The following is a 24,902-nucleotide window of genomic DNA, read 5'->3' as shown; positions in this document are numbered from 1 at the left end:
GTCAATTTAATAGGTCGACTTGGGACATCGGCATGATGGTCCGTCAGCCGGCGGCGCGCGTCTGCAGCGCGTGGTATCGGGCGGCCTTTCGGGCGTCGTCGAGGCGGGCGCCGGCGAGCACGGCGGCTCGGATGCGATCCTCGGCCTCGGCGATCTCGCGCGCGACGCGCAACACCTCCTCGGCCCTGGCCGCGGGGATCGCGACCACACCGTCCCCGTCGCCGACCAGCCAGTCGCCGGGCTCGACACGTACGCCGGCGACCTGGACCGGCACGTTGTAGGCGTCGGCGGTCACCCGGTCCTTGCCGGTGCGCATCGTGTTGGCCCGGGCGAAGATCGGGTAGCCCAGCTCGATGCTGCGGCCGATGTCGCGGCACACGCCGTCGATGACCGTGCCGGCGACGCCCTTGCCGTGAGCGACCAGGGTGAGGATGTCGCCCCACACCGTCGCGTCGAGCCGGCCATTGTTGTCGAGGACGACGATCTGGCCGGGCGCCACCTCGTCGATGTAGTCGCCCACCGAGCCGCCGGAGAGCCCGACCGGCACCATGCGGATCGTGAACGCGCGGCCGGCGAACGCCATGCCGCGGTCGAACGGCATGAGGCCCAGGCACTGCCCCTCGATCGCCAGCCGGTCCAGCGCGTCGGACAGGGTGGTGACGCCGATCGCCTTCAGGTCATCGGCCAGGGTGTCGCTCATGGCGCCGCATCCTTATGCTTGAGCATGTCTTCGTAGTCCGCCCCCATGACCTCGGCGATCGGCCGGCCGCGGTCGATGTCGGCCGCCATCAGCTGCTCCCGGGCGAAGATCGCCTCGGCCGTAGCCACGACGACCTCGGCCTTGCCGGCCGCGACGAACACGACGCCGCTTGCGTCGGCGAGCACCAGGTCGCCGGGCCGCACGGCGACTCCGGCCAGGGTGATGGGCAGGTTGAAATCGTGTTCGGCGACGCGGCCGCGCGCGGTCACCGGGACACCCGCCCGCCCGAAGATCGGCAGGCCCAGCTCTAAGCTTTCGTCCAGGTCGCGACAGGCGCCGTCGATGACGACCGCCGCCACGCCCTTCATCACCGCGCCGCGGCTGAGCAGCCCGCCCCAGCCGGAGACATCCAGGCGGCCGCGATGCTCCACGACGATGATGTCGCCCGCCCCGGCGGCCATCACGGCGCCCGCGCCGAGGTGGCGCTTGGGGAGCCCTTCCATGGGAGCGCCCAGCTTCACCGTCACTGCATGGCCCGCGACGCGGCGGCGGACGGTCAGCGGCGACAGGCCGACCACGGCGCCAGGCAGGCCCAGCTTGTCCAGGGCGTCGGAGACCGAACAGGTGTCCAGCTTAGCCAGGCGCGCGACGAGGCCGGTCACTGCGCTTCGGCCTTCGATGTTGCGCGCAAGGCGCCCAGGCCGGAGAAGTCTGTGGCCTGCAGCCCCATCGCCGCGGCGAACTGGTCGCGCACCTCGCCGGGTTGTCCCGCCTGGAAGACGTACGAGGTGAACATCAGCCGTTTGCGGGGATCCGCCAGGATCTCGGCCTGGGTATAGCCGTCGACGACCGCCTCGCGATCCATCATCGGCAGCTCCACCGCGCGGTTGCGGCCTGGGTCGCGGATCGCGAACTTGGGGGGACCGCCCTCGCCCACGGTCTTCATCTCCTCGAAGAAGCGCTTGCGGATCATCAGGATGCCCCGGTCGCTCTGGCCGAGGTGTTCCTGCGCGCGGTCGGTGATCCGCCCCTGCCCCGCCCAGGCCAGGAAGTCCTGGTTCATCACATGGCTGGTGATCCACTCACCCGCCTCGTCGAATACCGGCCCATACCAGGTGGGTATGGTGGTCTGGACGTAGGGCTCCTGCTCGCGCGGCACGCGCGTGAACTTCCAGGTGACGCTGAGCGTGTTCTCATCGTCGATGGGCACGCGCCATTCGAAGTGCTCGCCGAGGAAGAAGCCGTTCGGCCACAGGCAGACCCGACCGATGGTCCAGTTCGGATGCGCGGCCGAGGTGTCCTCCTTGATCCGCTTGTAGACGAAGCCGAACTCGAACTCCTCGAAGGCCAACTGCTGATGCGTGGGGCCGTAGGGGCCGTCGTCTCCGCGCAGGCGCTGGCCCCAGTTCTCGTGCATCCACTCGAAGTGGACCGGGTCGATGGAGTTCTCCTGACACTGGAACCAGTTGCAGGGCACCTCCGAGATCACGATCTGGACAAAGCCGTTCGGCCACGAGAACGGTTCCCAGTCGGGCAGCAGCGGCGCCGGCTGCGGGCCGAGATAGGCCCAGACGAGCCCGCCCTTGGTCTCCACCGGATAGGCCTTGACGGTGATCCTCTCGCGCATCCGCAGCTCGGGATGGGCGACATCCTCGTAGGGTTGCTCGACGCAGGCGCCGCTCTGGTCGAAGCGCCAGCCGTGGTAGTTGCAGCGCAGGCCGCAGGCCTCGACCATTCCGTGGCTGAGGTCGGCGCGCCGGTGCGGGCAACGGCGGTCGACGAGGCCGAAGGTCCCGCTCAGGTCCCTGTAGAGCACCAGGTCCTCGCCCAGCAGCCGCACCGGCTTTGTGCTACGAGCATCGAACTCGGAGACGCCGGCGACCGGGTGCCAGTAGCGGCGCAGAAGCTCGCCCATCGGCTTGCCGGGGCCAACCTCCGTGAGCTGACGGTTCTTCTCTTCGCTGAGCATGAGCTGCCTCCGCCTTAATCCGCCGCCCAGGCCGTGGCGTCGCACTGGACGAGCATGTTCGCCGGGAGATGATCGTTCTGCTGGGTGTGCCGGGCCGGGCGCGAGGCCGGGTCTGGGAAGGCCTGCAACCATTCGGCGTTCACCGCGGGCCGCGCCTCGGGGATCTTCACATAGACGGTCACCTTCGCCACATCAGCCAGGCCGGCGCCGGCGGCGTCCAGGATGCGGGCAAGGTTGGCGAACATCAGCTGCGCCTGCCTGGCCACGTCGTCTGGGATCGTCCCCGTCGCAGGGTCCAGCCCGTAGACGCCGCCGGTCATGATCAGCGGGCCGACGCGGCAGGCCGCCGGGATCGGCTGGGCGCCGTGGTTGAACCCCTCCACCTCGATGCTTCGACGGGTCATTGCGCAGGCTCCCTGATGTCAGCGCCCCACACAGCGAAGGCGACGCCAATGCCCGTGCCGGCGGGCGTGCGGTAGATCGGCTGGTATTCGCACCAGGTCAGCGGCAGCCCTTCGAGCGCACCAGCGGTCAGGACCCAGTTCAGGATCTCGGACGACCCGGAGTTCAGCGCGCCGCGGGGGATGGCGCGCAGGATGTGGGCACGACCCTCCTGCAGCCCCTCGATCACCTGTCGGTCCAGCGCCTCGTCCACCACGAAGTGGCTGAGCCCGCCCGACGCGATGACGGCGACACGCAGATCGGCGGCGCTCGCCTCCAAGGCTCCTTTCAGGGCGCGGCCGATGTCGTGGCAGCGCGAGGCGCTGGGCACGTTGGGCGGGTAGTAGGTGTTGAGCAGCACCGGCAGCACCGGGATGCGGCGGCCGCGAAACAGGCGATTGACGATGAACCCGTAGGCATGGCCGAACCCGGCCTTGCTGGCGTCCTCGACCCGGGACGAGACCGCGACGTCGACGTCGCGGTCCAGCAGCCCCTGGATCACGTCCAGCGCGAGGCGCGGCGCGCCGGGCAGCACGTGGACGTCGTCCATCATGTACCCCTCGCCGACCGTCCGCATCCAGTCGGGCAGCTCCTCGGCGCCGAACTTGTCGGAGGTGGCGACCTCGTCTCCGTAGAACACTGCGATGGCCGGCTGGTTGGCGGCGCTGAATAGCTCCTCCTGGTCGTCGCCGACGATCACCACGACATCGGGCGCCGCGGCCTCCAGCGCATCGGCCAGGCGGTCCAGCGCCGCCTGGCTCAGCTCCGCCTTGCGCCGCAGCGCGTCCACCGAGACCACGTCCTCGTAGCGGTCGCCCACCTCGGCCTGCAGCTCGCCATAAGTCACCCGCCGGCCGTCCGAGAGATTGAGTTCGGGATTGGCGTAGTCCGCGGCCGCACGATGCGCCCACTCCTCCGCCGGCAGGGTGAGCAGCGGGGTGTGGGACGAACCGAGGCCGAGCACGATGCGCGCCATGCCGGCCTCAGACGTCCAGCCGGTTGAAGAGACGCCGGGCGTTGTCCGCGAACAGGCCCCGCCGGTCGGCGTCGCTGAGGGTCGCGATGCCCTCGATCACCGGCTTCAGGTCGTCGAACGGCCGCCCGGTCGAGGGATCAATCCCCCCGCCGCTGCCCGGCCGCTCGGTGCCGAAGCAGCAGCGGTCCGCCCCCACAACGTCGAACAGCAGTTCCAGCGAACCCTTGTTGTGCACCACCGTGTCGAACCAGAACCGCTTCAGGACCTCGTCGAAGCTCGGCGCGTCCTTGGCGATCCTGCCCGCCGCCCGGGCCATCTCGCGGTGCGAGCGCCAGCGGCCGACCTGATAGGGGATGGCGCCGCCGCCGTGGCTGATCATCAGCTTCAGCGTCGGGAAGCGTTCGAACACGCCGGCCCGGTAGATCGAGGTGATCGCCAGGCTCTCCTCGGCGATGAAGTGTTCGTCGTAGGTCTCGCGGCCGTTGCAGCAGTTGCCGCTGTGGATGTGGCCGGGCAGGTCCAGTTCGCAGAGCCGCTCGTAGAGCGGGTACCAGTAGGGATCGCCCAGCGGCGGCGTCCTGCCGTTTCCCTCACCCGGGTCCGGATTGATCAGGACGCCCACGAACCCCAGGCCCTCGGTCACCCGTTTGATCTCGTCAAACAGGGACTCCACCGGCCGGCCGGCCTGCTGCGGCAAGGCGCCGACGCCGCGGAAGCGGGTGGGATGCATCCTGATCGTCCGGGCGATCGTGTCGTTCTGGTCCCAGACCCAGCTGGTGATGTTCTCCCAGCGCGCTTCGCCGTTCATCATCAGGAAGGGGCGCGGCGAGAGCACCTGCACGTCGGTTCCGACGGCATCCATGATCGCCACGTTCTGGGCGGCGGATTTCTCCAGGTCCGCGTCGCTGACCACGGCCCGGTAGGGGTCGCCGTACTGGCCGCCGGAGACGTCGAGATTGCTGCGGTGCGCGTAGAGGGCGGCCGGGGCCACCAGGTGCGCGTGGGCGTCGATGATCGTCATGAAAGGTCCCGGTTGGTCAGAGCTTGTAGACGTCGAGGGTGAGCGCGCCGGCGCGGACCTGATCGAGGATGGCTGCCTCGTCCGCGTCGCGGCGAGCGGCGGCGGGCACGGCGGCGGCGGCAGTCTCGGGGTCCAGCACCACGACCCCGTCGGCGTCGCCGAACACAAGATCGCCTCGCCGGACCACCACCTCGCCGATCCGGACCGGCTCGCCGACCGCGCCGGCGCCAGCCGGGTTCTTGAGCGTCCCGCGGATGCTGATCGCGGCCGAGAAGGTCGGCAGGCCCAACTCGATCAGCCGCAGGCTGTCGCGGACGCCGCCGGTGATCACCAGGCCGGCCAGGCCGCGGGCGATCGCCGCCGTCGCCATGATCTCGCCCCAGTAGCCGAAGTCCGCGCCCGCGCCGGTCTCCACGACCAGCACCTCGCCGGGATCGGCGTCGGCCAGCGCGCGGTGGATCCAGAGGTTGTCGCCGGCGGGGCACCGGACCGGCAGGGCCCGGCCGCAGAGGCGCATGGCCGGATCGACCGGCTTGAGCGCCGCCGGTAGAGCGCCGGCCCTGCGCGCCGCCTCGTGCAAGCTGGCCGCGGAGAGGCCGGCCGCGGCGGCGACCAGATCATCTCCGACGCCGGCGCCCGATCGGACCTGCTCGGATCTCGCTGGATTCATACCGCCTCCCCCGCTCGTCGCCTGCGGGTTCATTCGCCCGCCTCCACATTCTTATATTCACCAGATGGACAATATAAAAGGACATATTTTTCCGTCAGTGCATTTTCTTGGCGGCGAGATCGGCGACGCCTCAGCCCTCCTCCGCAGCGCGGCGGGCGATGATCCGGCGCATCAGCAGGCCCGCGCGATCCCCGGTCACGCTGACCTCCGCGAAGTCGTCCTCCTCGGCGGTCCAGATCGCCTCGATCCGCTCCAGAGCCTCGACGTCTTCCAGGAAAGTGTTCACCGCCCGCATGCGGCTCGCCTGCGACAGCGCCTCGTCGTCGATCGCCACGTTGCGGGCGCTGGCCCAGAAATAGTGGGTGGAAGTCGCCGTCTCCGGCGTGAACATGTGCAGGATCTGGAAATGGAAGTCGGCGCGGCCGCCGACGCCGCCCTCCAGGTCCTCGATGGTCGCGTGGGCGACGTGGAAGGCCGGGGTCTTGAACCAGGACTCCGAGGTGCGGTTCACCCGGTGGCCCAGGTTGCCGATCGCCGCGCCGTAGCCGGCGTTGACGGGATGGTCTTCCAGCCGCCGCGTGATGCGGACCGAGTTCCCCGCCTCCGCGACCTCGAACGGCGCCTGGGCGTAAGCCAGGTCGCCCACCGCCTCGCCGTGCAGGAACGGAAAGTGGGTGAGGTCCAGCACGTTCTCGTGCAGCCGGACGTAGTTGCACTTCACGTGCAGGTAGCCGCCGACGTAGGCGTAGTCGGGCGCCTCCAGCCAGGGATGCTCGGGGATGGCCGCCGGATCCGCGCGGTCCGGATCGCCCATCCAGATCCAGACCAGCGGCGCGCGCTCGACCACCGGGAACGCCTGGGCGCGGACGGCGCTCGGCACGAGCGCCTGCGAGGGAATGCGGACGCAGGCGCCGTCGTCGCCGAAAGCCAGGCCGTGATAGCCGCACACCACCACATCGCCCTCCAATCGCCCGCGGGACAGCGGGAACGAACGGTGCGGGCAGCGATTGCGCAGCGCCACGGCGGTCCCGTCCTGGCGACGGTAAAGCAGCACTTCCAAGCCGAGCAGTTTACGGGCCACGAGCTCACGGCCGATCTCGTCGCTCAGTCCCGCCACATACCACTCGTTGCGGACAAACGGCGTCGTGTGATCCGCCAGCCGGCTGGGCCGCCCGCGCTCCCGTTCCTTAGCTTGCGCCTGCATGTCGTCCTCCCGATTCATCTTGTTTCGAAAAATATTGACCAGTTGGAATAGTTTTTCAATGATCAACAGACCGCGCGGTCCGTCTCGGCCGCAAAGAACAAGACCCGGAAGGGGCGCCGAGACCGCTCGCCGACCGACAGCGACCACCCCTCCGAAGGAGCCGCAGATGTTCTCTCCCCAGACCCGGTCGTTGGTAGCCGCCGCGCGCAACCGCCTGGTCAGCGACGTCGTGCGCCTGCAGGCCCGACGCACGCCCACGAAGACGGCGCTGGTCTACGAAGGCCGGCGCGACACCTACGCCGAGCTCGACGGCCTGATCGACCGGGCGGCGAATGCGCTCCGGGCGGCGGGGGTCATCGAAGGCGACCGGGTCGCCGTCTTCGCCCACAACAACCGCAGCTATGTGATCCTGCGCTTCGCGATCATCCGGGCCGGAGCGGTCTTCACGCCCATCAACTTCATGCTGGGCCCGACCGAGGTCGCCTACATCCTGGACCACTCGGGCGCCTGCGCCGTGATCGCCGAGGACGCGTTGTGCGCCACATGCGACGAGGCGTTCGCCCTGATGGCCTCGCCGCCCCGCCTGAAGGCCTTCCTGCACCACACGGGCGCCGCAACCCCGGCGGGCTGGACTGCGGCCGACGCCTGGCTCGACCACCCCGCCGAGGCGCCGGCCCAGTGCGGCCGCAGCGAGGACGATGCGGTGCAGATCATGTACACTAGCGGCACGGAGTCCCGGCCCAAGGGCGCCCTGCTCAGCTCCCGCGCCCTTCTCGCCCAGTATGTGAGCTGCGTCGTCGACGGCGGCATGGAAGCCGACGACATCGAGCTGCACTGCCTGCCGCTCTACCACTGCGCCCAGCTCGACTGTTTCCTGAGCGTTGACCTCTACCTGGGCGCCACCAGCATCCTGCTCCGCGCGCCCGATCCCGCGGCCATGCTGGCGACCATTGAGGCTGAGCGCATCACCAAGCTGTTCTGCCCGCCGACGGTCTGGATCTCGCTGCTGCGGCACCCCGACTTCGAGCGGCGCGACCTCTCGTCGCTCATGAAGGGCTACTATGGCGCCTCGATCATGCCGACCGCGATCATCGAGGAACTGCTGCGGCGGCTTCCGGGCCTGCGGCTGTGGAACTTCTACGGCCAGACCGAGATGGCCCCGATGGCGACGGTGCTGAAGCCCGGCGACCAGCTGCGCAAACTCGGCTCCGCCGGCAGGCCGGCCATAAATGTCGAGACCCGGGTGGTCGACGACGACGACAACGACGTCCCGACGGGCGAGGTCGGCGAGATCGTCCATCGCAGCCCGCAGGCGATGCTGGGCTACTACCGGGACGAGGTGAAGACCGCCGACGCCTTCCGGGGCGGCTGGTTCCACAGCGGCGACCTGGGCCGCCTCGACGCCGATGGCTACCTCTATGTGGTCGACCGCAAGAAGGACATGATCAAGACCGGTGGCGAGAACGTCGCCAGCCGCGAGATCGAGGAGGTGCTCTTCGCCCATCCGCAGGTGGCGGAGGCGGCGGTCTTCGGGCTGCCCGACGCGCGCTGGATCGAGGCGGTCACCGCGGTTGTGGTCGCGCGTCCCGGCGAGACGCCGACGGTGGCGGACCTCGAAGCCCACTGTCGCGAGCATCTCGCCGGCTACAAGCGCCCGAAGCGGATCGAGATCGCGGAGGCGCTTCCCAAGAACGCCAGCGGCAAGGTCCTCAAGCGTGAACTGCGGGAGACCTTTCTGAGCAGGCCATAACCCGCCGGTCGGACATGTGGGCGCGGGCATGCGGGGCGCCCCGCCGCGGCACGACCACGGCGGCCTGATCACGATGGCGGCGGGCTGAAGCGTCCCGCGACGAGCTCGTCGTCATCTCATGGCCCGATGCACGGACGTCGATGATCAGAGCCCGAGCGGCTGCAGCTCGCGGACAAGATCGACGAACAGCTTCAGGCCGATCGGCGCCTGTCGGCGGCTGGGATAGTAGAGGTGGAGACCACCGCCGACCGGCGCCCACTCTTCCAGCACGATCTGCAGTTCGCCCGCCTCGACGGCCCGGGTCACGGCCGGCTCCGGCGCATAGATCAGACCGGCCCCACGCTTTACGGCGACGAGACCCACCTCCGCCTGGTCGACGACGATGGAGCCGGGGACGTCGATCTCCAGCTGTTCCTCGCCCCGCTCGAACTCCCACCGATAGATACGGTCGTCTCCGATCCGGATGCGGATGCAGCGATGCTGCAGCAGATCGTTGGGGTGCCTCGGAACGCCGAACCGCTCGAGGTAGGTGGGCGCGGCGACGACGAGCCATCGAATGTCGGGGGAGAGGCGCTGGGCGACCATGTCCTCGGGCACGGTCCCCCCGTAGCGGATGCCGCCATCGAACCCGCTCTCGATCACGTCTATCAGACGGTTGCTGACCGAGATCTCGATCTCCAGATCCGGGTAGCGTTCGACGAAGGTCGCCAGCACCGGGCCGACCAGCAACTCGGCGGCCTCGGTGGGTACGCTCAGCCGGATGCGGCCGATGGGCGAGTCGCGGAACCGGTTGAGCACATCGACCGCGCGGCCGATGTCCTCGTAGGGCGCGAGGATCGCATCGCGCAGTTTCTCGCCGGCGGCGGTGAGGGTCACACTGCGGCTGGTGCGGTTCAAGAGCCGCACGCCCAGGCGCGCCTCCAGCCCCTTCAGCGCGTGGCTGAGGGCCGAGGCGCTCAAGCCCAACTCGAGCCCAGCGCGGCGGAAGTTGCGATGCCTGGCGATCTCCAGGAAGTAGGAGAGATCGGCGAAATCTGAGCGACGGAACTGCATGCGGCCTCGCGGGTGGCGCGGGCCCGACGCAGTGAACCCTCCCCTCACGCCAGTTGAGGCAGCCGGTCGAGGTGTTTGTCCAGGGTGATCGGATAGTCGCGCACCCGAACGCCCGTCGCATTGTAGATGGCGTTGGCCACCGCCGCAGCTACGCCGCAGATGCCGAGCTCGCCGACGCCCTTGGCCTTCATCGGCGAGGAGACGGGATCGACCTCGTCCAGGAAGATCACCTCCTGGTGCGGGATATCGGCATGCACCGGCGCCTCGTAGCCCGCCAGGTCATGGTTGACGAAGAAGCCCCGCCGGGTGTCGACGGCCAGCTCCTCCATCAGCGCCGCGCCCACGCCCATGGTCATGGCGCCGATCACCTGGCTCCGCGCCGTCTTCGGATTGAGGATCCGGCCGGCGGCGCAGACCGCCAGCATGCGCCGCACGCGCGTCTCGCCGGTGTAGGCGTCGACGCCGACCTCCACGAAATGGGCTCCGAAGGTCGATTGCTGGTAGCGCTTGTCGAGATCCCCGTATTCCATGACGTCCTCGGCGACGAGGTCGCCGGCGGCGACGGCTTCCGTCAGCTTGCGGACGCGGCCTCCGGACCTGACCTCGCCCTCCACGAATTCGGCGTCGACCGCGTTCAGGCCCAGCCTCTGGGCCACCGCCTCGCGCAGCTTCATGCAAGCCGCATAGACGCCGGCGGTGGAGCTGTTGCCGCCCCACTGGCCGCCGGAGCCGGCCGAGACCGGGAACGACGAGTCCCCGAGCCGCACCAGCACCTGGCGCAGCGGCACGCCCATCATCTCGGCGGCCGTCTGACCGATGATGGTGTAGCTGCCGGTGCCGATGTCGGTCATGTCGGTTTCGACGACGACGCGACCGCTCCCTTCCAGGCGGACACGGGCGGCGGACTTCGCGACGATGTTGTTGCGGAACGCCGCCGCGACCCCCATCCCGACCAGCCAGTCGGCCTCGCGCGCCTTGCCGGGAGCCGGGTTCCGGCGGCTCCAGCCGAAGCGCTGCGCGCCTTGGCGGAGGCATTCTGTGAGCCGACGCTGCGAGAAGGGCCGCTTGGGGTCCTCGGGATCGACCTGCGTGTCGTTGAGGATCCGGAACTCGATGGGGTCGAGCCCGAGCTTCTCGGCCATCTCGTCCATGGCGATCTCCAGCGCCATCATGCCGGGCGCCTCGCCCGGCGCGCGCATGGCGTTGGCCTCGGGCAGGTCCAGCACGGCCAGCCGCATGGCGGTCATCCGGTTCGGGCCGGCATAGAGCAGGCGGGTCTGAGACACGGTCGGCTCGGGTTGCCCGCCCGGCTGGTCGCCCGACCAGCCTTCGTGGCCGATCGCGGTGATCTTCCCGTCGCGCGAACAGCCGATACGGATGCGCTGGATGGTCGCTGTACGGTGCGTCGTGTTGTTGGCCATCAGCGGCCGGGTCAGCGCGACGCGTACGGGCCGGCCAGCCGCGCGGGCCCCCAGCGCGGCCAGCACGACGTCGGCGCGCAGGAACAGCTTGCCGCCGAAGCCGCCGCCGATGAAGGGCGACACCAGCCGCACCTTCTCCTTCGGGATCCCCAGCGTCTGGGCGAGGTCGGTCGCGCCCCAATCGATCATCTGGTTCGACGTCCAGACGGTGAGTTCGTCCCCCCGCCAAGCCGCGACGGTGGCGTGCGGCTCCATCATCGCGTGGGACTGGGGCGGCGTCGTGTAGGTCGCGTCGAGCTTCACCGGGGCTGCCGCGAAGGCGCCGGAAAAGTCGCCCACCGCCGTGTCGGCATCGCCGTACCAGCTCGGCGGCGGCTTGATCGCCGAGCCCCGCGACGCCGCCAGATCGAAGCGGCCGTCGGTCTTCACATAGCGAACCTGGACGAGGCCGGCCGCGGCGCGCGCCTGCTCGAACGTTTCGGCCACGACCAGCGCCACCGCCTGGTGATAGTGGCGGACCTCCGGCCCGGCCAGCAACGGCGCCGTGTTCCGCTCGGGCTTCGCCAGCTTGCCCGCGTTCTGCGCCGTCACGATGGCGATCACGCCTGGGGCGGCCCGGGCCCGAGTGAGATCCATCGACGCGATGCGGCCCTTCCCGATCGCGGCGCCGACGACGTAGCCGTAGGCCTGGTTGGCCGCGACGTCATGCCGGTCGTTCGCATAGGGCGCCGTACCCGTGGTCTTCAGCGCTCCGTCGATGCGATCGGCGGGTTTGCCGACGACCTTCAGTTGGTCGATGGGGTTGGTCGTGGCGGGAGTGTCGAACTTCATCGGTCAGGTCCTCGCCTGGGCCAGCACGCCGGCGAGCGTCCGCTCGGCGAGCTTCACCTTGAATGCGTTGTGTTCCGTGGGCTTGGCGCCCGCGAGCAGCCGCGCCGTCACGGCCTGGGCGCCCTTCGGCATCTCGACCTCGGCGGCCTCCACGCGCCAGGGCTTGTGCGCCACGCCGCCCAGGGCCACGCGGCCTGAGCCGTCGCGCTGGACCACCGCCGCCACCGACACCAGCGCAAAGGCGTAGGAGGCCCGGTCGCGCACCTTGCGATAGACGTGCCGCCCGCCCAGCGGCTTCGGCAGGGTGACCGCGGTGATCAGTTCGCCGGGCTTCAGCGCGGTCTCCACCTGCGGTGTGTCGCCCGGCAGGCGGTGGAAGTCCGCGATCGGAATGGCCCGCGTCTGGCCAGACGCGTCCACCGTCTCCACCGTCGCGTCGAGGGCTCGCATGGCCACCGCCATGTCGCTGGGGTGGGTGGCGATGCAGGCCGGGCTCGACCCGACCACCGCGAGTTGCCGGCTGAAGCCGCCGATGGCCGAGCAGCCGCTGCCGGGCTCGCGCTTATTGCAGGGCTGGTTGGTGTCGTAGAAGTACGGACAGCGCGTCCGCTGCATCAGGTTGCCGGCGGTCGTCGCCTTGTTGCGCAACTGCCCCGAGGCGCCGGCCAGCAACGCGCGGCTCAGCACGCCGTAGTCGCGCCGGACCGTGTCATGGGCCGCCAGATCGGTGTTGCGGACCAGCGCGCCGATCCGCAGTCCGCCCTCCGGCGTCCGCTCGATCTTGTCGAACCCCAGCCCATTGACGTCGATCAGGTGCGTGGGCGTTTCGATCTCGAGCTTCATGAGGTCGAGCAGGTTGGTGCCGCCGGCGATGAACCGCGCTCCGGGCGTGCGCGCCGCCTTCGTCGCCGCCTCGACGGGCGAGCCGGCGCGCTCATAGGTGAAGGCCCTCATGCGGTCCTCCCGGCGACTTCGGCGATCGCCTCGTGGATGTTGGAATAGGCGCCGCAGCGGCAGATGTTGCCGCTCATCCGCTCACGCACCTCATCCTCGGTCGGCTGCGGCGGCTCGGTGAGGCTTTCGCTCACGTGACTCGGCACGCCGGCCGTGATCTCGTCGAGCACCGCGACGGCCGAGCAGATCTGGCCCGGCGTGCAGTAGCCGCACTGGAAGCCGTCGTGCTTGATGAAGGCCGCCTGCATCGGGTGCAGCCTCTCGGGCGCGCCAAGCCCCTCGATGGTCGTGACCTTCGCGCCTTCGTGCATCACCGCCAGGCTCAGGCAGGAATTGATGCGGCGGCCGTCGACGATCACCGTGCAGGCGCCGCACTGGCCATGGTCGCAGCCCTTCTTCGTGCCGGTCAGCCGCAGGTGCTCCCGCAGCGCGTCGAGCAGGGTGGTGCGGGTGTCGAGCTCCAGGTCGCGCCGGGCGCCATTGACCTCGAAACTCACCTTGGCGAACGAGGGCGCAGGGGAGGTCGGCGTCTCGGCGGCCGCGGGGTCGGCCACGGTCATGGCGACCGTGGCCGCCGCGCCGGTCGCAAGGACGCCTCGCCGCGACACCTCGTCAAACGGACTCTGCATAGGTCGGCCATCCTTTCGTGGTTCTCCGGCGACGCCCCGCCGCCGGCGCGCAGCGACGCCGCGGCTCGCATCCGGCGATGGGACTGTTGGATCGGTCGTTCCAAGATGAACCTCCGGTCCGTCGCTGATGAGCCCGGCGTCGTTTCATGAAGCAGTGAGCGCCGCTCAACGTTCCGTCGGCGCGCGCCCGGCCACTTCAATCTCGCGGTAAGGGGGCTCAGCCGCGCCCGTCGGGCGAAGGCGCCCTCGGCATGCCGGTAGGCGAAATGGCTGAGGGCGCGGAAGACCGCGAGGTTTCCCGCGTCGCATCGCAGCGATCGGCCGGCCGATGACGCGCTTCCTCCCGGGGGCGTCGCCGACGCCCCGGCAGAGCACGATCGTCTGGAGCCGAGACGGAAAGGTCGCAGTCTCGACCTGGCCGCCGTCGACGGAAGCTTCGCTTAGAAGGTCAGACGGATATCGACCCGCACGCGTTGATCCGTGACGCCGTCTCCGAACTGACCACCGTAGGTGATGCTCGCCACGCCCGCATGTCCGAAGGCAAGGTCGGCGCCAGCTTCGAGCACGGCCGCGTCGCGGGCCAGCGACGCGCCCTCGACGCTGAAGGCTGCCCCACCGACAAAGCGGTGGGTCGCCCTGGGAACGATGTCGCCGAAGGCGTGCCGCCAACCCAGCGAGCCTCGCAGATGGGCCCGGGCCGAGCCGAGATCGACCTGGGTCGTGGGCCTCACGCCCAGGATGGCGATCGTGGACTGCATGGTCTGCGCCTCCGCAGTGAGCGCGGTCGCGCCACCCTTCTCGGCAAACCCATCGGTGCGGAGGCGCACATGAGCGACATTGGCGAACGGCTCCAGGCCGATGACCGCGCCGTCGAAGCGATAGCCGAACTCTCCGAACGCCTGCACGGCGCTGGCGTCGTAGTCCGCCTCCAGGCGGTCGGAGATCGTCGCGAATGCGACGGACCTTTGCGCGGAGACGTCGTGCGAGGTGTAGCCGCCGCCGAGCTTCAGGCGAAGCCGGTTCCAGGCCCGTCCGCCGTAGACGCCCACGTGATAGTCGTCGCTGTCGCCCGAGGCGTGGCGCGCGTCCACATCCCAGCTTGAGCGGCTATAGCCCGCGAACCCGCCAAGCCGCCACGCCCCCAACGGAAGATCGAGGCCGGTGAGGAACCCCGCTGTGTCGTGATCGACCGCCGCGGTCCCGCGGCCGCCATCGAACTCCCCCCAGCCACCCAAGCCCTGCGCCCAGCCGGCCGCCCGGTCGGAGAGGCCGGAACAGCCTGCGGCGCGAGCCGTGCCATCGCCGAGCTCGCAGACGGTGTCTCGCAGGCGAGCCAGAGCCGCGTCGCGGACGGCGGCAGCCTGGGCGACCAGCACACCCTTGGCCGCGGCGTTGGGCTCGCCCGAGATCTGGTCGAAGGCCGCCTGGGCGCCGGCGTCGGTGGGCAAGCCCACCAGCGTTCCGCGCACCGGATTGCTGGCCGGCAGGCTGTCGGCGCCGCCGCCCGCGGCGACCTGGTTCGGCGTCGCGCCGGCGTCCTCCAGCGGCCGCACCTGGGTCACGGTCAGGTAGACGTTGCTGGCGTCGTAGCTGTCGCGCAGGCCGAGGAACGCCGAGATCGGCCCCAGGTCGCCGGTGAGGCTGTAAGTTCCGGTGACGCCGCCCTCGGCGTGCAGCACGGTATAGACGGCGCCCAGGCTGTAGGGCGCCGAACCGACCCGAGAGACCTCCAGAACCGCGCCCCCGGCGAGGCTCGCAGAGCCGGTCACCGCGAGACGGTCCGAGGCGCCCCCGCTCGGGTCGATCTGGACCCGATAGACCGAACCCGCCGCCTGGCTGAGCGACCCGTTCAGCGTCAGGACGCCGATGCTGTCGCCCGCCGGAGTGATCGCGGCCCCGGCCTCGAGGGTCACCGAGCCCACGGCGCCCGAGCCGCCCAGGGTCGCGCCCCTTAGCACCGTCACGGCCGACCCGCCCAGCGAACCGTCCACGGCAAGGATCCCGGCCTCCACCGTCGTCGGGCCGGTCAGCGTTGCCGCGCCCGTATAGGTCAGGCGCCCCGCGCCGCGCTTCGCCAAGGTCCCGGCGCCTTCGATGGCGTTGGCGAACGCGGCGTCCGTCGCCTGGTCGAGGATCAGCGCCGCATTGTCGACGATCGCGCCCGCGCCGAAGCTGCCGGCCGAGCCCACCAGTTGACCGCCCTGGACCACCGTGCCGCCGGCGTAGCTGTTCGCCGCGCCGAGCACGAGCGTGCCGGCGTCCGTCTTCACGAGGCGCGCATCGCCCGTGAGTTGCGCACCGATGGTCGCGGTGAAGGCCGCGCCGGCCGTTGTCCCGTCGCCGACGCGAACGATGGCGTCCGAGCCGGTGAGCGTCAGCGACTCGCCCCCGATCCGATAACCGTCGGCGGCGAACTGCAGGCCCGAGGCCTGGACCGCGCCCTGGCTGTTGTCGACGTTCACCAACCCGCCCTGGCCGGCGAAGATCGCGAAGCCGCCGTTGGCGTAGGCGCCGTTGGTCGCGCCTGCGGTGTCGGTCCAACCCTGGCCGCCGGCCGCCCGCCACGTCCCGCTTCCGCCGCTGATGGCCCCGTCCGCGCCCTGGCCGCCGCCGTCCCAGAAGTTGAACGTCGGCGGCGGGGGCGGCGGCCCGGGAGGATCTCCGCCACCACCCCCGCCGCCGGACGGAGGCGCGGTGTTGATCAGGTTCACCTGGCCCGCGATGGAGGTCTGGATCGCGTTCGTCCCGGTGCCCGCCAGCGTCCCCAGCGCGAGGCCCTGGTCGGTGAGCGCGCCGGTGTAGTCGATCAGACGGTATATGCCCGGCCCGAAGATCCCGCCGGCCGACTGGGTGACGTTCAACGTCCCGTCCAGGGTCAGGTCGCCGTTGACCACCAGCAGGTCGTTGAGCGCCCCGCCCGTCGTCCCCGCCTGGCCCAGGCGGACGTTCAGCCGCGCGCCGGCGTTCATCACGAGGTCGCCGTCGATCGTCAGGGTTCCAGGCCCGGCCAGGCCTCCGGGCGCCAGGGCGCCGTCGACGGTGAGGTTCCCGCCCAGCCGGCCCGTCCCGCCCAGCGTCCCGCTGGCGCCCACCGTATTGGCCGCCACGCCCGCCGCCTGGGTTCCGTTGACCAGCAGCCGGCCGGCGGAGACCTGGGTGCCGCCCGTGTAGGTGTTGTCAGCCGAGAGCACGAGGGTGCCCAGATCGGTCTTCACCAGCCTGGCCGTCCCGCTCAGCACGCCGCCCAGGGTGGCCGTGGAATTCACTCCGTCGGCGGTCCCGTCGCCCACGCGGATCGTGGCCGCCGCGCCGGTCAGCGTCAGCGGCGCGCCGCCCAGGCTGTAGCCGTCGACGGCGAACTGCAGGCCGCCCACCCGCACGGCGCCGGCGCCGTTGTCCACCGTCACCAGACCCGGCGCCGCAGCGAAGACGACGAAGGAGTCCGGGACATAGGCCGCGTTGACCGCGCCCGTCTCGATCGTCCAGTTCGTGGTGGCCGCCGTCCACGTGCCCGCGCCGCCGTCCAGGGCGTTGTTGCCCGAGCTGCCGCCGCCGTCACCGTCCCAGAAGTTGACCGTGAAGCCGGCGGTGTTGACCAGGTTCACCTGCCCGTCGACCGCGGTCTGGACGGTCACGGTGGATCCCGGCGGGGTCGTGCCCACGACGAGGCCGTTGTCGGTCAGGGCGCCGCCATAGCCGATCACCCGGTAGAGGCCGGCGTCGAACACGCCGCCGGCGGTGACCGCCACGTTGATGGTCCCGTCCAGCGTCAGCGCCCCGCCCACCTTGACCAGGTCGTTCAGCGGCCCACCCACCACGTTCGATTCCCCGAACTCGACGTCGAGCACCGAGGCCGCCGCCAGCGTCAGGTTCCCCCCGATGTTGAGCGTCCCTGGGCTGTTGCCGGGCGCCAGCACGCCGTTGGTGACGGCAACGTTCCCGCCGATGCTCCCCGAGCCGCCCAGCACGCCGCCGCTGGCCACGGAGACCGAGCTGCCAGCGCCGCCCAAGGTCCCGTCCACGTGCAGCGCGCCGCCGGAGATCGTCGTGGTCCCGGTGAAGGCGGCGCTGTTCCCCGTCAGGTGGGTGACGCCCGCCACCTGATTGATCGCCCCGGCGCCAGTGATCACGGGACTGAACGCGTAGTTCGTCCCGGTGTGGTTGAAGTTGAGCCGCCCGGTCCCGGTTCCGAAGGCCAGGGTCGCGGCGTTGAGCGAGCCGGCCGCCGCCGCAGCCCCGCCCTCGGTCCCGCCGATGTTCAGCACGCCGGTCCGCGTGGCCGCGGTGGCCATGGTAAGCCCGCCGTCCGCGCTCAGGACGCCGCCGTCTGCCAGGGTGACGATGCTGGTGTTGCCGTTGCCATTGCCCACCGTCACCGCCCCGCTGGAGGTGAAGTTGGATCCCGCCCCGGAAACCAGCAGGATCGAGGTCCCGTTCGCGCCACCCATTTGGATGCTGGGCGCTGTGACGACCGCGCCCCCGAGCACCTCCATGTCGCCCTTGAAGATCCGGACCTGGTTTCCGGCGACGAGGGTCGAGCCGGCGCCGACGACCTGCACATGAGGCTGCGTGGTCGGCGCCGAGCCGGAAAGCTGGCCCATTTGCAGATAACTGCCGATGGTCGCGGTCGCGCCGCTCGAGATTGTCAGCGTCCCGGCCGCGCTGACGTTGCTGCTCCCCACGCCGAGCAGACTATCGACTTCGAGCCGCGAGCCGGCTCCGGTGACGGTGAGACTGCCGTTGGAATTCGCGCCGAACCCGATGACGCTGAACGCGCCCGAAGTCGAATTCAAGCGAAACGTGCCGCCGTTCTGCACCGTCACGGTGGACGCGGCGCCGGCGGCTTCGCCGATGCGGATCAGCCCGCTCGTCAGCACGCTGCCGGCGCCATCCACCACGACATCGGACGTGGCGCCGGTGATGCGGCTCATGGCGCCGGCGGGGGCGGTCAGCTTGGCGCCGCTCTCCACCCGCAGCGTGGCGCCGCTCACGGTAAGGTCGCCGCCCAGGACGCTGGTGGTCCCCGAGAAGCCGACCGTGCCTCCGCCGCTGACCGACAGTGCGCCCGGCCCATTGAACACGGCCCCACTGAGCGTGAACCCCCCCGTGTTGATTTCGATCGGCTTGGTCGCCGCCGGGATCGTCGCGGGATCGGTGATGGCGAAGGCGCCGGTCAGGGTGATCGTGGCGCTGGCGTCGGCGTCGGCATTCGCGCTCTGGATCGCCGTCTTCAGCGCCGCCTCGCTGCCGGCGCTGTAGGCCCCCGCCCACGCGGCGTGCGGAGCAAGCGCCGCGGCGGCCAGGGCAAGGTAGGAGGCGGTGACCAGGAGGCCGGGCGCTCGCGCCGAGCGCGACAGACGGTGAACGCGAACCATGACGACCCTACTCGATACTGGTCAGCGTGCGGGAGCACGGACTTCCGCACGCTGATGACGCTGCACTCAGATCGGCATCCGCGGCGGGTCCGGGCGGAACAAGGGGCCGGACGCGATCCGGGAAGGACCGGGCGGCCGGGTCATCGCTCGCGCCGCGGCCCACTTCGAACCCGACCGCGGCAACATGTCGGCGAGTCGATGAAGGTTCTACTACCTACGGTGATCCGTTACATCTTTTTACAATCCTGCATCGTCTCACGGGATGCGCGGAGGGCTTCCCGATCGCCGACAACCTTGGCCAGCGCGCCGCAGCCTCGCTCCCATCAAGCCGAACCCCAGGATCATCAGGGCCCAGGTCCCTGGTTCCGGCACTGGCGCGAGCGGCGGCGGCGGGATCGGCGGCGCGATGACGGGCGGCTCTCCGCCGGGATCGCCGAACGACGGCTCCAAGCCCAGGAAGCCAGGCCCAAGGATCGGCGGCAGGACCGTCTCCATGTCCGCTGCCGGGATCACGCCGTCCCCCGGCAGGCCCGACGCCCCGTCCGGCGGCGCGGGCGCTGCGGCCGCGGGCCCCGCCTCGCAAATGGTCGTGGCGATCAAAGCGTAGGCGACTGGGGTCGCCAGGTCCCGGGCGGCGGCAAGCATCGGCGTCGGTCGCCGCAGCGCCGGCGCGCGAGCTGGCGCGGCCACGGCGAGGCGGCGCCGGCCGGCGCCCGCCTTTCGTGCGGAACGATGGGCCGCGGCCTTGCGGACCGCCCGGGCCTTGGGCGGGCCGCCAGCCCTGGGCCTGGACGCCCGCGCTCGCCCGGGAGCCGCCGCGGGCGTCGCAGCCAGGCCGCCTCGCATCATGTTCGCGCGATAGACCGGCGCGGCGCCGGGCGCGGCCGCGGCGATCGGCATGCGGCTCATCTTCTCGACGCAGACGGCGTGGGCGGGGTCCGTAAGAACAAGGCTGGTCGCAAGGACAGCGAGGGCGAGGACCCGGAAACGGGCGGGCGACGTAAGGTTCCCCGCCAGACAACTGATGTGACGCATACTCACCGGCCAACTGCGCCGAGACGCCTCGGCCGGCCGCTGTTCGCACGGCGGGCGCAGGAGTTGGAGCCGCCGAACCCTCGTATTTACAACCCGTTACACTCCACCGGGCGCGGGCGGCGGCCGCCCGCTTCGGGATTTCAGAACGCCCGCGGAACAGAATGTAACGGAGGGTAAAGCCTGCGGCCGCAGGGTGTTCAAAGCCCCGACGGGGCTGGCCGGTGCGGCCCGTTGCGGGCAGAAAGCCCCCGGGAGATCGGCGTGAAAGTTGCGATTCTCGAAGACGAACCCGAGCAGGCTCAGTACGTCGCCGCCGTCGTCGGGCGCGGCGGGCATGTCCCGCTGATCTGCGCCACGGGCGACGCCTTGATCGCCCACCTTCGGCGGGAGACCGTCGACCTTCTCCTCCTGGACTGGAACGTGCCGAACGTGTCTGGGCTGGAGGTCATCGCTTGGGCGCGCGAGCACCTCAATCCGACGCCCCCGATCCTCGTGCTGACCGGGCGGACGGGATCGGAGGATATCGTCGCGGCCCTCGAGGCCGGGGCGGATGACTATGTCGTCAAGCCCATCGACGCCACGGTGCTTCTCGCCCGGATCGGCGCCCTGATCCGGCGCGCCTACCCTGCCGCCGGCGGGCCCGCGGCCCTGGAATTCGCTGGGCGACGCTTCAATCCCTTGGACCTCACGGTGGAGGGGCCCGGCGGAGAGGTCGCCCTCACGGAACGGGAGTTCGCGCTGGCGCTGATCCTGTTCAGGAACGTCAACCGCCAGCTGTCGCGCGCCTACCTGCTGGAGACGGTCTGGGGATGGAGCCCCGACGTGCAGACGCGCACGCTCGACGCGCACGTCTCGCGCCTCCGCGGCAAGCTCGACCTGCGCCCCGAGAACGGTTTCCGCCTCGCGCCGGTCTACAGCTACGGCTATCGCCTGGAACACCTCGATGCCGAGGGGCGCGCCGCGCCATGATCCTGCGGTGGCTTCCTCTCCTCCTCGCGATCGCCCTGCCCGTCGCCGCCCGAAGCGCGGAGCCGCCCGAGGCGCCCGTCCAGTACCGGGTCAGGGCTGGCGACACGCTCTACGACCTGGCCCAGCGCTATCTCGTCAGCCCGTCAGCCGGCGGCCAGGTCCAGCGGCTGAACCGCATCGGCGACCCGCGCCGCCTTCCCATAGGCCGTCTGCTCACCGTCCCGGCGGATCTGCTGCGCACCGAGCCCGTCGCGGCGCGCCTCGTGGCGTACAGCGGCCCGGTGAGCGTGCGGGGGACGGGCGCGGGGGCCTTGCGACCGGAGATGCCGGTCCGCGAAGGGTTCGAGCTCTCGACCGGGGCCAACGCCTTCCTGACCATCGAGCTGCCGGACGGCTCGAGGGTGACCTTGCCCTCGCAGAGCCGCGTGCGTCTGGCCCGCCTGCGCCGCGTCCTCCTCACGGGCGCCGTGCAACGGGATGTCCGGCTGGACACCGGGCGCGCCAGTTCGACCGTGACCCCCTTGCCCACCCCGGATAGCCGGTTCCGCATCCTGACCCCCGTCGCCGTTTCCGCGGTGCGTGGCACCGAGTTCCGGGTGCGTCATGACGAGACGGCCGGGCGCTCCACCGTAGAGGTGATCGAGGGCCGGGTCGGCGAAGCCCTGGTCGACGCGCCCGACGAGACGTCGGTGACCGCCGGCTTCGGCGCCTCGGCCCAACGCGCCGTGTCCGCGCCGACGCCGCTGCTGCCGGCGCCGAGCCTGTCCGGCGCGCTGCGGCTACAGGACGAGCCGAGGGTGACCTTCGCGTTGCGCCCAGCCTCGGGGGCCGTGGCCTATCGCGGACAGGTCGGCCGGGACGCCGGGTTCATCGACTTGATCTCGGAAGTGGAATCGGCGGTGCCCCAGCTGGCCTTCGATGAGATCCCGAATGGGACCTTCTTCCTGCGACTGACGGCCATCGACGGCTCCGGGCTGGAAGGTTTGCCAGCAACCTTCGCGTTCGAGCGGCGGCTCAACGCCCTGGACCTGGACCCGCCGCAGACCGTCCCCGGCGCGCGGCGACAATACCTCTTCAAGTGGCGGAGCGACGGCGCGGGCGCAGAGAGCTTCCGCTTCATCCTGGCTCGAGCGCCGGACGCCTCGGCCGCCGTCATCGACACCCCGGGCCTCGCTGAGCGGCAGATCGTCGTCACGGACCTTCCGCCTGGCGTCTACTACTGGCGCGTGATGGTGGCGCGCCGCGACGGCGGCCGCCTGTTCGAAAAATGGTCCGCGCCGCAACGGTTCGAGATCGGCCGTTGAACGGCCAGGACGGTCCCACGCCGTACGAGGATCGGATACGCCCGCGTCAGCGACTGTGGGAGTGGCTGGCGGCTTCCGCGGCCGCAACGCTTCTCGCCGTCCTGCTCCTGGTCACCGGCTGGACCGCACGGTTGGACAATCTCGTCTACGACGCCGCGCTGCGGCTGGCGCCTCGGCCGGCCTCATCCGACATTCTCATCGTGGCGATCGACGAACGTGCGCTGGCCGAGGTTGGCGGCTGGCCGTGGTCCCGTCAGGTCCACGCGCAGCTGGTGAACCGCCTGAGCGCCGCGGGCGCCCGGGCGATCGCCTACGACGTGCTCTTCGTCGAGCCCTCCGCGGACCCCGCGGCGGACGCGGCGCTCGGCCGCGCCATCGCGGCGGCGGAGCGGGTTTGCCTGCCGGTGCTGACCGAAATCCCCGGCCCCAATGGCGACCGTTTCCGCATCACGCCTCCGCTGGCGGTGATCGCGCGCGAAGCCGGAGGCTTGGGCCACGTGAGCCTGGCGTTCGATCCCGATGGCGTCTCGCGCCGCGCCAACCTCGCGGAGGCGGCCGGGCCGCGGAGCGCGCCGCATCTGATGACCTGCGCCGCGACGGTCGGCGCCGGTCGGGCGGGCGCGAGCGTCGCCAGCCTCCCGAAAGCCCAGCCTGGCGAGGCCCTGGAACGCCGCGGCGAGGTCCTGATCCCCTTCGCCGGCGCCGCGGGCCGGTTCCGCACCGTTTCAGCGGCAAGCCTCCTGAAGGGCGAGGTCCCGGACGGCTTCGTTCGGGGCCGCTACGTGCTGGTGGGCGCCACGGCGAGCGGCCTGCACGATCGTCATGGCACTCCGCTCTCGCGGCGCGACGAGACCCTCTCCGGCGTCGAACTGCAGGCCAATCTGCTGGAGGGGTTGCTGACGGACAGGCTGATCCGCCCCGCGCCGCTCTCCCTCTCGCTGGCGATCACCCTGGCCCTGGTCTGGATTCAGCTCGCGGCGCTGCGCCTCGCCTCCCCCCGCCGCAACCTCGCCGTCGCCCTGGGGACCATGGGCGGGGCCGTCGCGATCAGCGGCGCCTTGCTGGTCCTGGCCAGGATCTGGATCCCGCCGGCGCCCGCCCTCGTCACCCTGCTCGTGGTGTTCCCGGCGTGGGGCTGGCTGCGACTCCAGGCGGCTAACTCCTACCTTCTGCAGGAACTCGACCGTTTCGCGCGCGAAGACGGCGCGCCGACCGTCCGCGAGACAGGCGATGTGGTCAGCCGGCGGATCGACCTGATGCAGCGCGCCGTCCAGCGGGCGCGGGACCTGCGCGCGCAGGCCGCCGCCGCCGCCGCCCAGCGGGAGCAGATGGTCCAGTTGCTGTCGCACGACCTGCGCTCGCCGCAGAGTTCGATCCTGGCGCTGCTCGAGGGGGCGGAGCCCGGGGCGGTACGGAGTGATCTCGAGGCGCGGATCGCAGGCGCCGCTCGGCGTACGCTCTCGCTGGCGGACAATTTCGTGCATCTCGCGAAGGCGGAAAGCGGCGCCGTCAGCCTTGAGCCGCTCGACCTGTCCGATCTGCTGGACGTGGCGATGGATGAGGCTTGGCCGCTGGCCCGCCGCGCCGCCGTACGCCTCACGCGCACCGGCGCCGGCGAGCCGGTCTGGACCACCGGCGACCGGTCGCTGCTGATGCGTGCGCTGGCCAATCTCATCGACAACGCGATCAAGTTCAGCCCGCCGGGCGGCGTCGTGGAAGCCGAACTGCGCCGGACGGAGACTGGCGGCCGGCCGACGGCGCAGCTGGCGATCCGCGACCGCGGCCCAGGCGTCGCGGAGGAAGATCGCCCGGCGCTCTTCGCCCCCTACGGCCGCGGCGCAGGACGGGCGGCCCCGGGGGTGGGCCTGGGTCTGTCGCTCGTGGCGGAAGTGGCTCGCCGGCACGGCGGCGGCGCGACGTGTGAGAGCACGCCCGGGCGCGGAGCGACCTTCATCCTGACCTTGCCGGTGGAGTCCGGCGCCGACTAGGGCGTCATCACCTGCAGAGGCTTGAGCGCGGCGTCCACAAGACCGGCCGCGAGCTCCGGCCTGGGATTGCGATGCGGCCGGGTGGCGCTGGCCGCGTAAAGTTCGCGCCCGGCGCCGGTCTCGAGGATCCTCACGGTCACGGCGCTGGCTCCCCGAACGAAAGGCCTGGCCAAACTGCGGCGCTGCGCCGCCACGATCGGCGTCGCCGGCCCTTGCGCCTCCGGTATCGCCGCGCCGACGCCGTTCGGGCGGTCGGCGATGGCCACTTCAACGGTGTAGTCGGCCGCCTGCTCGGCGCCGGCCTCCATGAGCCCCTTCGCGACCAGGGCGGCCGCCACCTGGCGGTCGACGCGACGGCCGGCCGCATCGCCGTCCGCTGGCGGCGCCGAGACCCGGAAGGTAGCGGGGGCGAGCGGTCCTACAGCCCGCATCTCAACCCTCGGCGAACCGCTGGCGCAGGCCGTGACGGCCACCGCAAGGAGCGACGCTAGGATCTGCACACGCATACGGCCACCTACTCCCGAGCCCAGGCCCCTACCAGCACGCTGGCGAAAGATGCGCGTGAAAATCCCGATTCGAACACGTGCGGATCTGGATGCGCGGGGGCGATCG

Annotated in this window: 19 protein-coding genes; 4 read left to right on the top strand and 15 right to left on the bottom strand. The window is 70.9% G+C overall.

Annotated features, from left to right (window positions below):
* Nucleotides 1–43: 43 nt before the first annotated feature.
* From AX721_RS10205 to AX721_RS10170, 8 genes are all read right to left on the bottom strand, one after another.
* Nucleotides 44–700, bottom strand: coding sequence for an RraA family protein (locus AX721_RS10205; protein WP_068875909.1), 657 nt, complete (start codon nt 698–700; stop codon nt 44–46).
* Complete coding sequence (locus tag AX721_RS10200; RefSeq protein WP_068875908.1) at nt 697–1,362, bottom strand: RraA family protein; 666 nt, start codon at nt 1,360–1,362, stop codon at nt 697–699. Before AX721_RS10200 ends, AX721_RS10205 begins: the two co-directional genes overlap by 4 nt.
* Nucleotides 1,359–2,669 (bottom strand): aromatic ring-hydroxylating dioxygenase subunit alpha, encoded by a 1,311-nt coding sequence (locus tag AX721_RS10195; RefSeq protein WP_068875907.1) that lies wholly within the window; start codon nt 2,667–2,669, stop codon nt 1,359–1,361. Before AX721_RS10195 ends, AX721_RS10200 begins: the two co-directional genes overlap by 4 nt.
* 14 nt (nt 2,670–2,683) lie before the next feature.
* Nucleotides 2,684–3,073 carry a RidA family protein gene (locus tag AX721_RS10190; protein ID WP_068875906.1) on the bottom strand — a complete coding sequence of 130 codons (390 nt, stop codon included), beginning with the start codon at nt 3,071–3,073 and terminating at the stop codon, nt 2,684–2,686.
* On the bottom strand, nt 3,070–4,086 hold the full coding sequence (locus AX721_RS10185; protein ID WP_068875905.1) for a hypothetical protein: 1,017 nt from the start codon (nt 4,084–4,086) through the stop codon (nt 3,070–3,072). The genes AX721_RS10190 and AX721_RS10185 overlap by 4 nt, the downstream gene beginning before the upstream one ends.
* A 7-nt stretch (nt 4,087–4,093) precedes the next feature.
* Nucleotides 4,094–5,107, bottom strand: coding sequence for an amidohydrolase family protein (locus tag AX721_RS10180; RefSeq protein WP_068875904.1), 1,014 nt, complete (start codon nt 5,105–5,107; stop codon nt 4,094–4,096).
* 16 nt (nt 5,108–5,123) lie between these two features.
* Nucleotides 5,124–5,777 (bottom strand): RraA family protein, encoded by a 654-nt coding sequence (locus AX721_RS10175; RefSeq protein WP_068875903.1) that lies wholly within the window; start codon nt 5,775–5,777, stop codon nt 5,124–5,126.
* 130 nt (nt 5,778–5,907) lie between these two features.
* Entirely contained in the window at nt 5,908–6,981 is a 1,074-nt protein-coding gene (locus AX721_RS10170) for an aromatic ring-hydroxylating dioxygenase subunit alpha (protein ID WP_197422523.1), read from the bottom strand.
* 166 nt (nt 6,982–7,147) lie between these two features.
* Between AX721_RS10170 and AX721_RS10165 the strand changes: the two genes are divergently transcribed.
* On the top strand, nt 7,148–8,731 hold the full coding sequence (locus AX721_RS10165; RefSeq protein ID WP_068875901.1) for a fatty acyl-CoA synthetase: 1,584 nt from the start codon (nt 7,148–7,150) through the stop codon (nt 8,729–8,731).
* A gap of 144 nt (nt 8,732–8,875) precedes the next feature.
* On the opposite strand, the gene AX721_RS10160 is transcribed toward AX721_RS10165, so the two are convergent.
* From AX721_RS10160 to AX721_RS10135, 6 genes are all read right to left on the bottom strand, one after another.
* Nucleotides 8,876–9,784, bottom strand: coding sequence for a LysR family transcriptional regulator (locus AX721_RS10160; RefSeq protein WP_068875900.1), 909 nt, complete (start codon nt 9,782–9,784; stop codon nt 8,876–8,878).
* A 44-nt stretch (nt 9,785–9,828) separates the two neighbouring features.
* Nucleotides 9,829–12,036 carry an aldehyde oxidoreductase molybdenum-binding subunit PaoC gene (paoC, locus tag AX721_RS10155; protein ID WP_068875899.1) on the bottom strand — a complete coding sequence of 736 codons (2,208 nt, stop codon included), beginning with the start codon at nt 12,034–12,036 and terminating at the stop codon, nt 9,829–9,831.
* A 3-nt stretch (nt 12,037–12,039) separates the two neighbouring features.
* On the bottom strand, nt 12,040–12,990 hold the full coding sequence (locus AX721_RS10150; RefSeq protein WP_068875898.1) for a xanthine dehydrogenase family protein subunit M: 951 nt from the start codon (nt 12,988–12,990) through the stop codon (nt 12,040–12,042).
* Nucleotides 12,987–13,619, bottom strand: a complete 633-nt coding sequence (paoA, locus tag AX721_RS10145; protein ID WP_068875897.1) for an aldehyde dehydrogenase iron-sulfur subunit PaoA — start codon at nt 13,617–13,619, stop codon at nt 12,987–12,989. Before paoA ends, AX721_RS10150 begins: the two co-directional genes overlap by 4 nt.
* Nucleotides 13,620–14,059: 440 nt before the next feature.
* Nucleotides 14,060–18,994 (bottom strand): autotransporter domain-containing protein, encoded by a 4,935-nt coding sequence (locus AX721_RS10140; RefSeq protein ID WP_068875896.1) that lies wholly within the window; start codon nt 18,992–18,994, stop codon nt 14,060–14,062.
* A 255-nt stretch (nt 18,995–19,249) separates the two neighbouring features.
* The gene (locus AX721_RS10135) at nt 19,250–19,894 is read right to left on the bottom strand and encodes a PEPxxWA-CTERM sorting domain-containing protein (protein WP_068875895.1); all 645 of its coding nucleotides are present in this window, start codon (nt 19,892–19,894) and stop codon (nt 19,250–19,252) included.
* Nucleotides 19,895–20,290: 396 nt separating this feature from the next.
* Here AX721_RS10135 and AX721_RS10130 point away from each other — a divergent pair, with 396 nt between their 5' ends.
* The 3 genes from AX721_RS10130 to AX721_RS10120 are packed head-to-tail and all read left to right on the top strand — an operon-like array spanning nt 20,291 to nt 24,290.
* Nucleotides 20,291–20,998, top strand: a complete 708-nt coding sequence (locus tag AX721_RS10130) for a response regulator transcription factor (RefSeq protein ID WP_068875894.1) — start codon at nt 20,291–20,293, stop codon at nt 20,996–20,998.
* Nucleotides 20,995–22,302 carry a FecR domain-containing protein gene (locus tag AX721_RS10125; protein ID WP_068875893.1) on the top strand — a complete coding sequence of 436 codons (1,308 nt, stop codon included), beginning with the start codon at nt 20,995–20,997 and terminating at the stop codon, nt 22,300–22,302. Before AX721_RS10130 ends, AX721_RS10125 begins: the two co-directional genes overlap by 4 nt.
* Nucleotides 22,299–24,290 carry a CHASE2 domain-containing protein gene (locus AX721_RS10120; RefSeq protein WP_068875892.1) on the top strand — a complete coding sequence of 664 codons (1,992 nt, stop codon included), beginning with the start codon at nt 22,299–22,301 and terminating at the stop codon, nt 24,288–24,290. The genes AX721_RS10125 and AX721_RS10120 overlap by 4 nt, the downstream gene beginning before the upstream one ends.
* Here the strand turns inward: AX721_RS10120 and AX721_RS10115 are convergent.
* On the bottom strand, nt 24,287–24,796 hold the full coding sequence (locus AX721_RS10115) for a hypothetical protein (protein ID WP_068875891.1): 510 nt from the start codon (nt 24,794–24,796) through the stop codon (nt 24,287–24,289). The genes AX721_RS10120 and AX721_RS10115 overlap by 4 nt on opposite strands.
* Nucleotides 24,797–24,902 lie beyond the last annotated feature (106 nt).

Origin of the sequence: Phenylobacterium sp. CCH9-H3 (genome assembly GCF_001557235.1) — a bacterium.
GTDB lineage: Bacteria > Pseudomonadota > Alphaproteobacteria > Caulobacterales > Caulobacteraceae > Phenylobacterium.
Note: the sequence above shows the minus strand (reverse complement) of the source record. Positions and strands in the feature narration are given on the sequence as shown.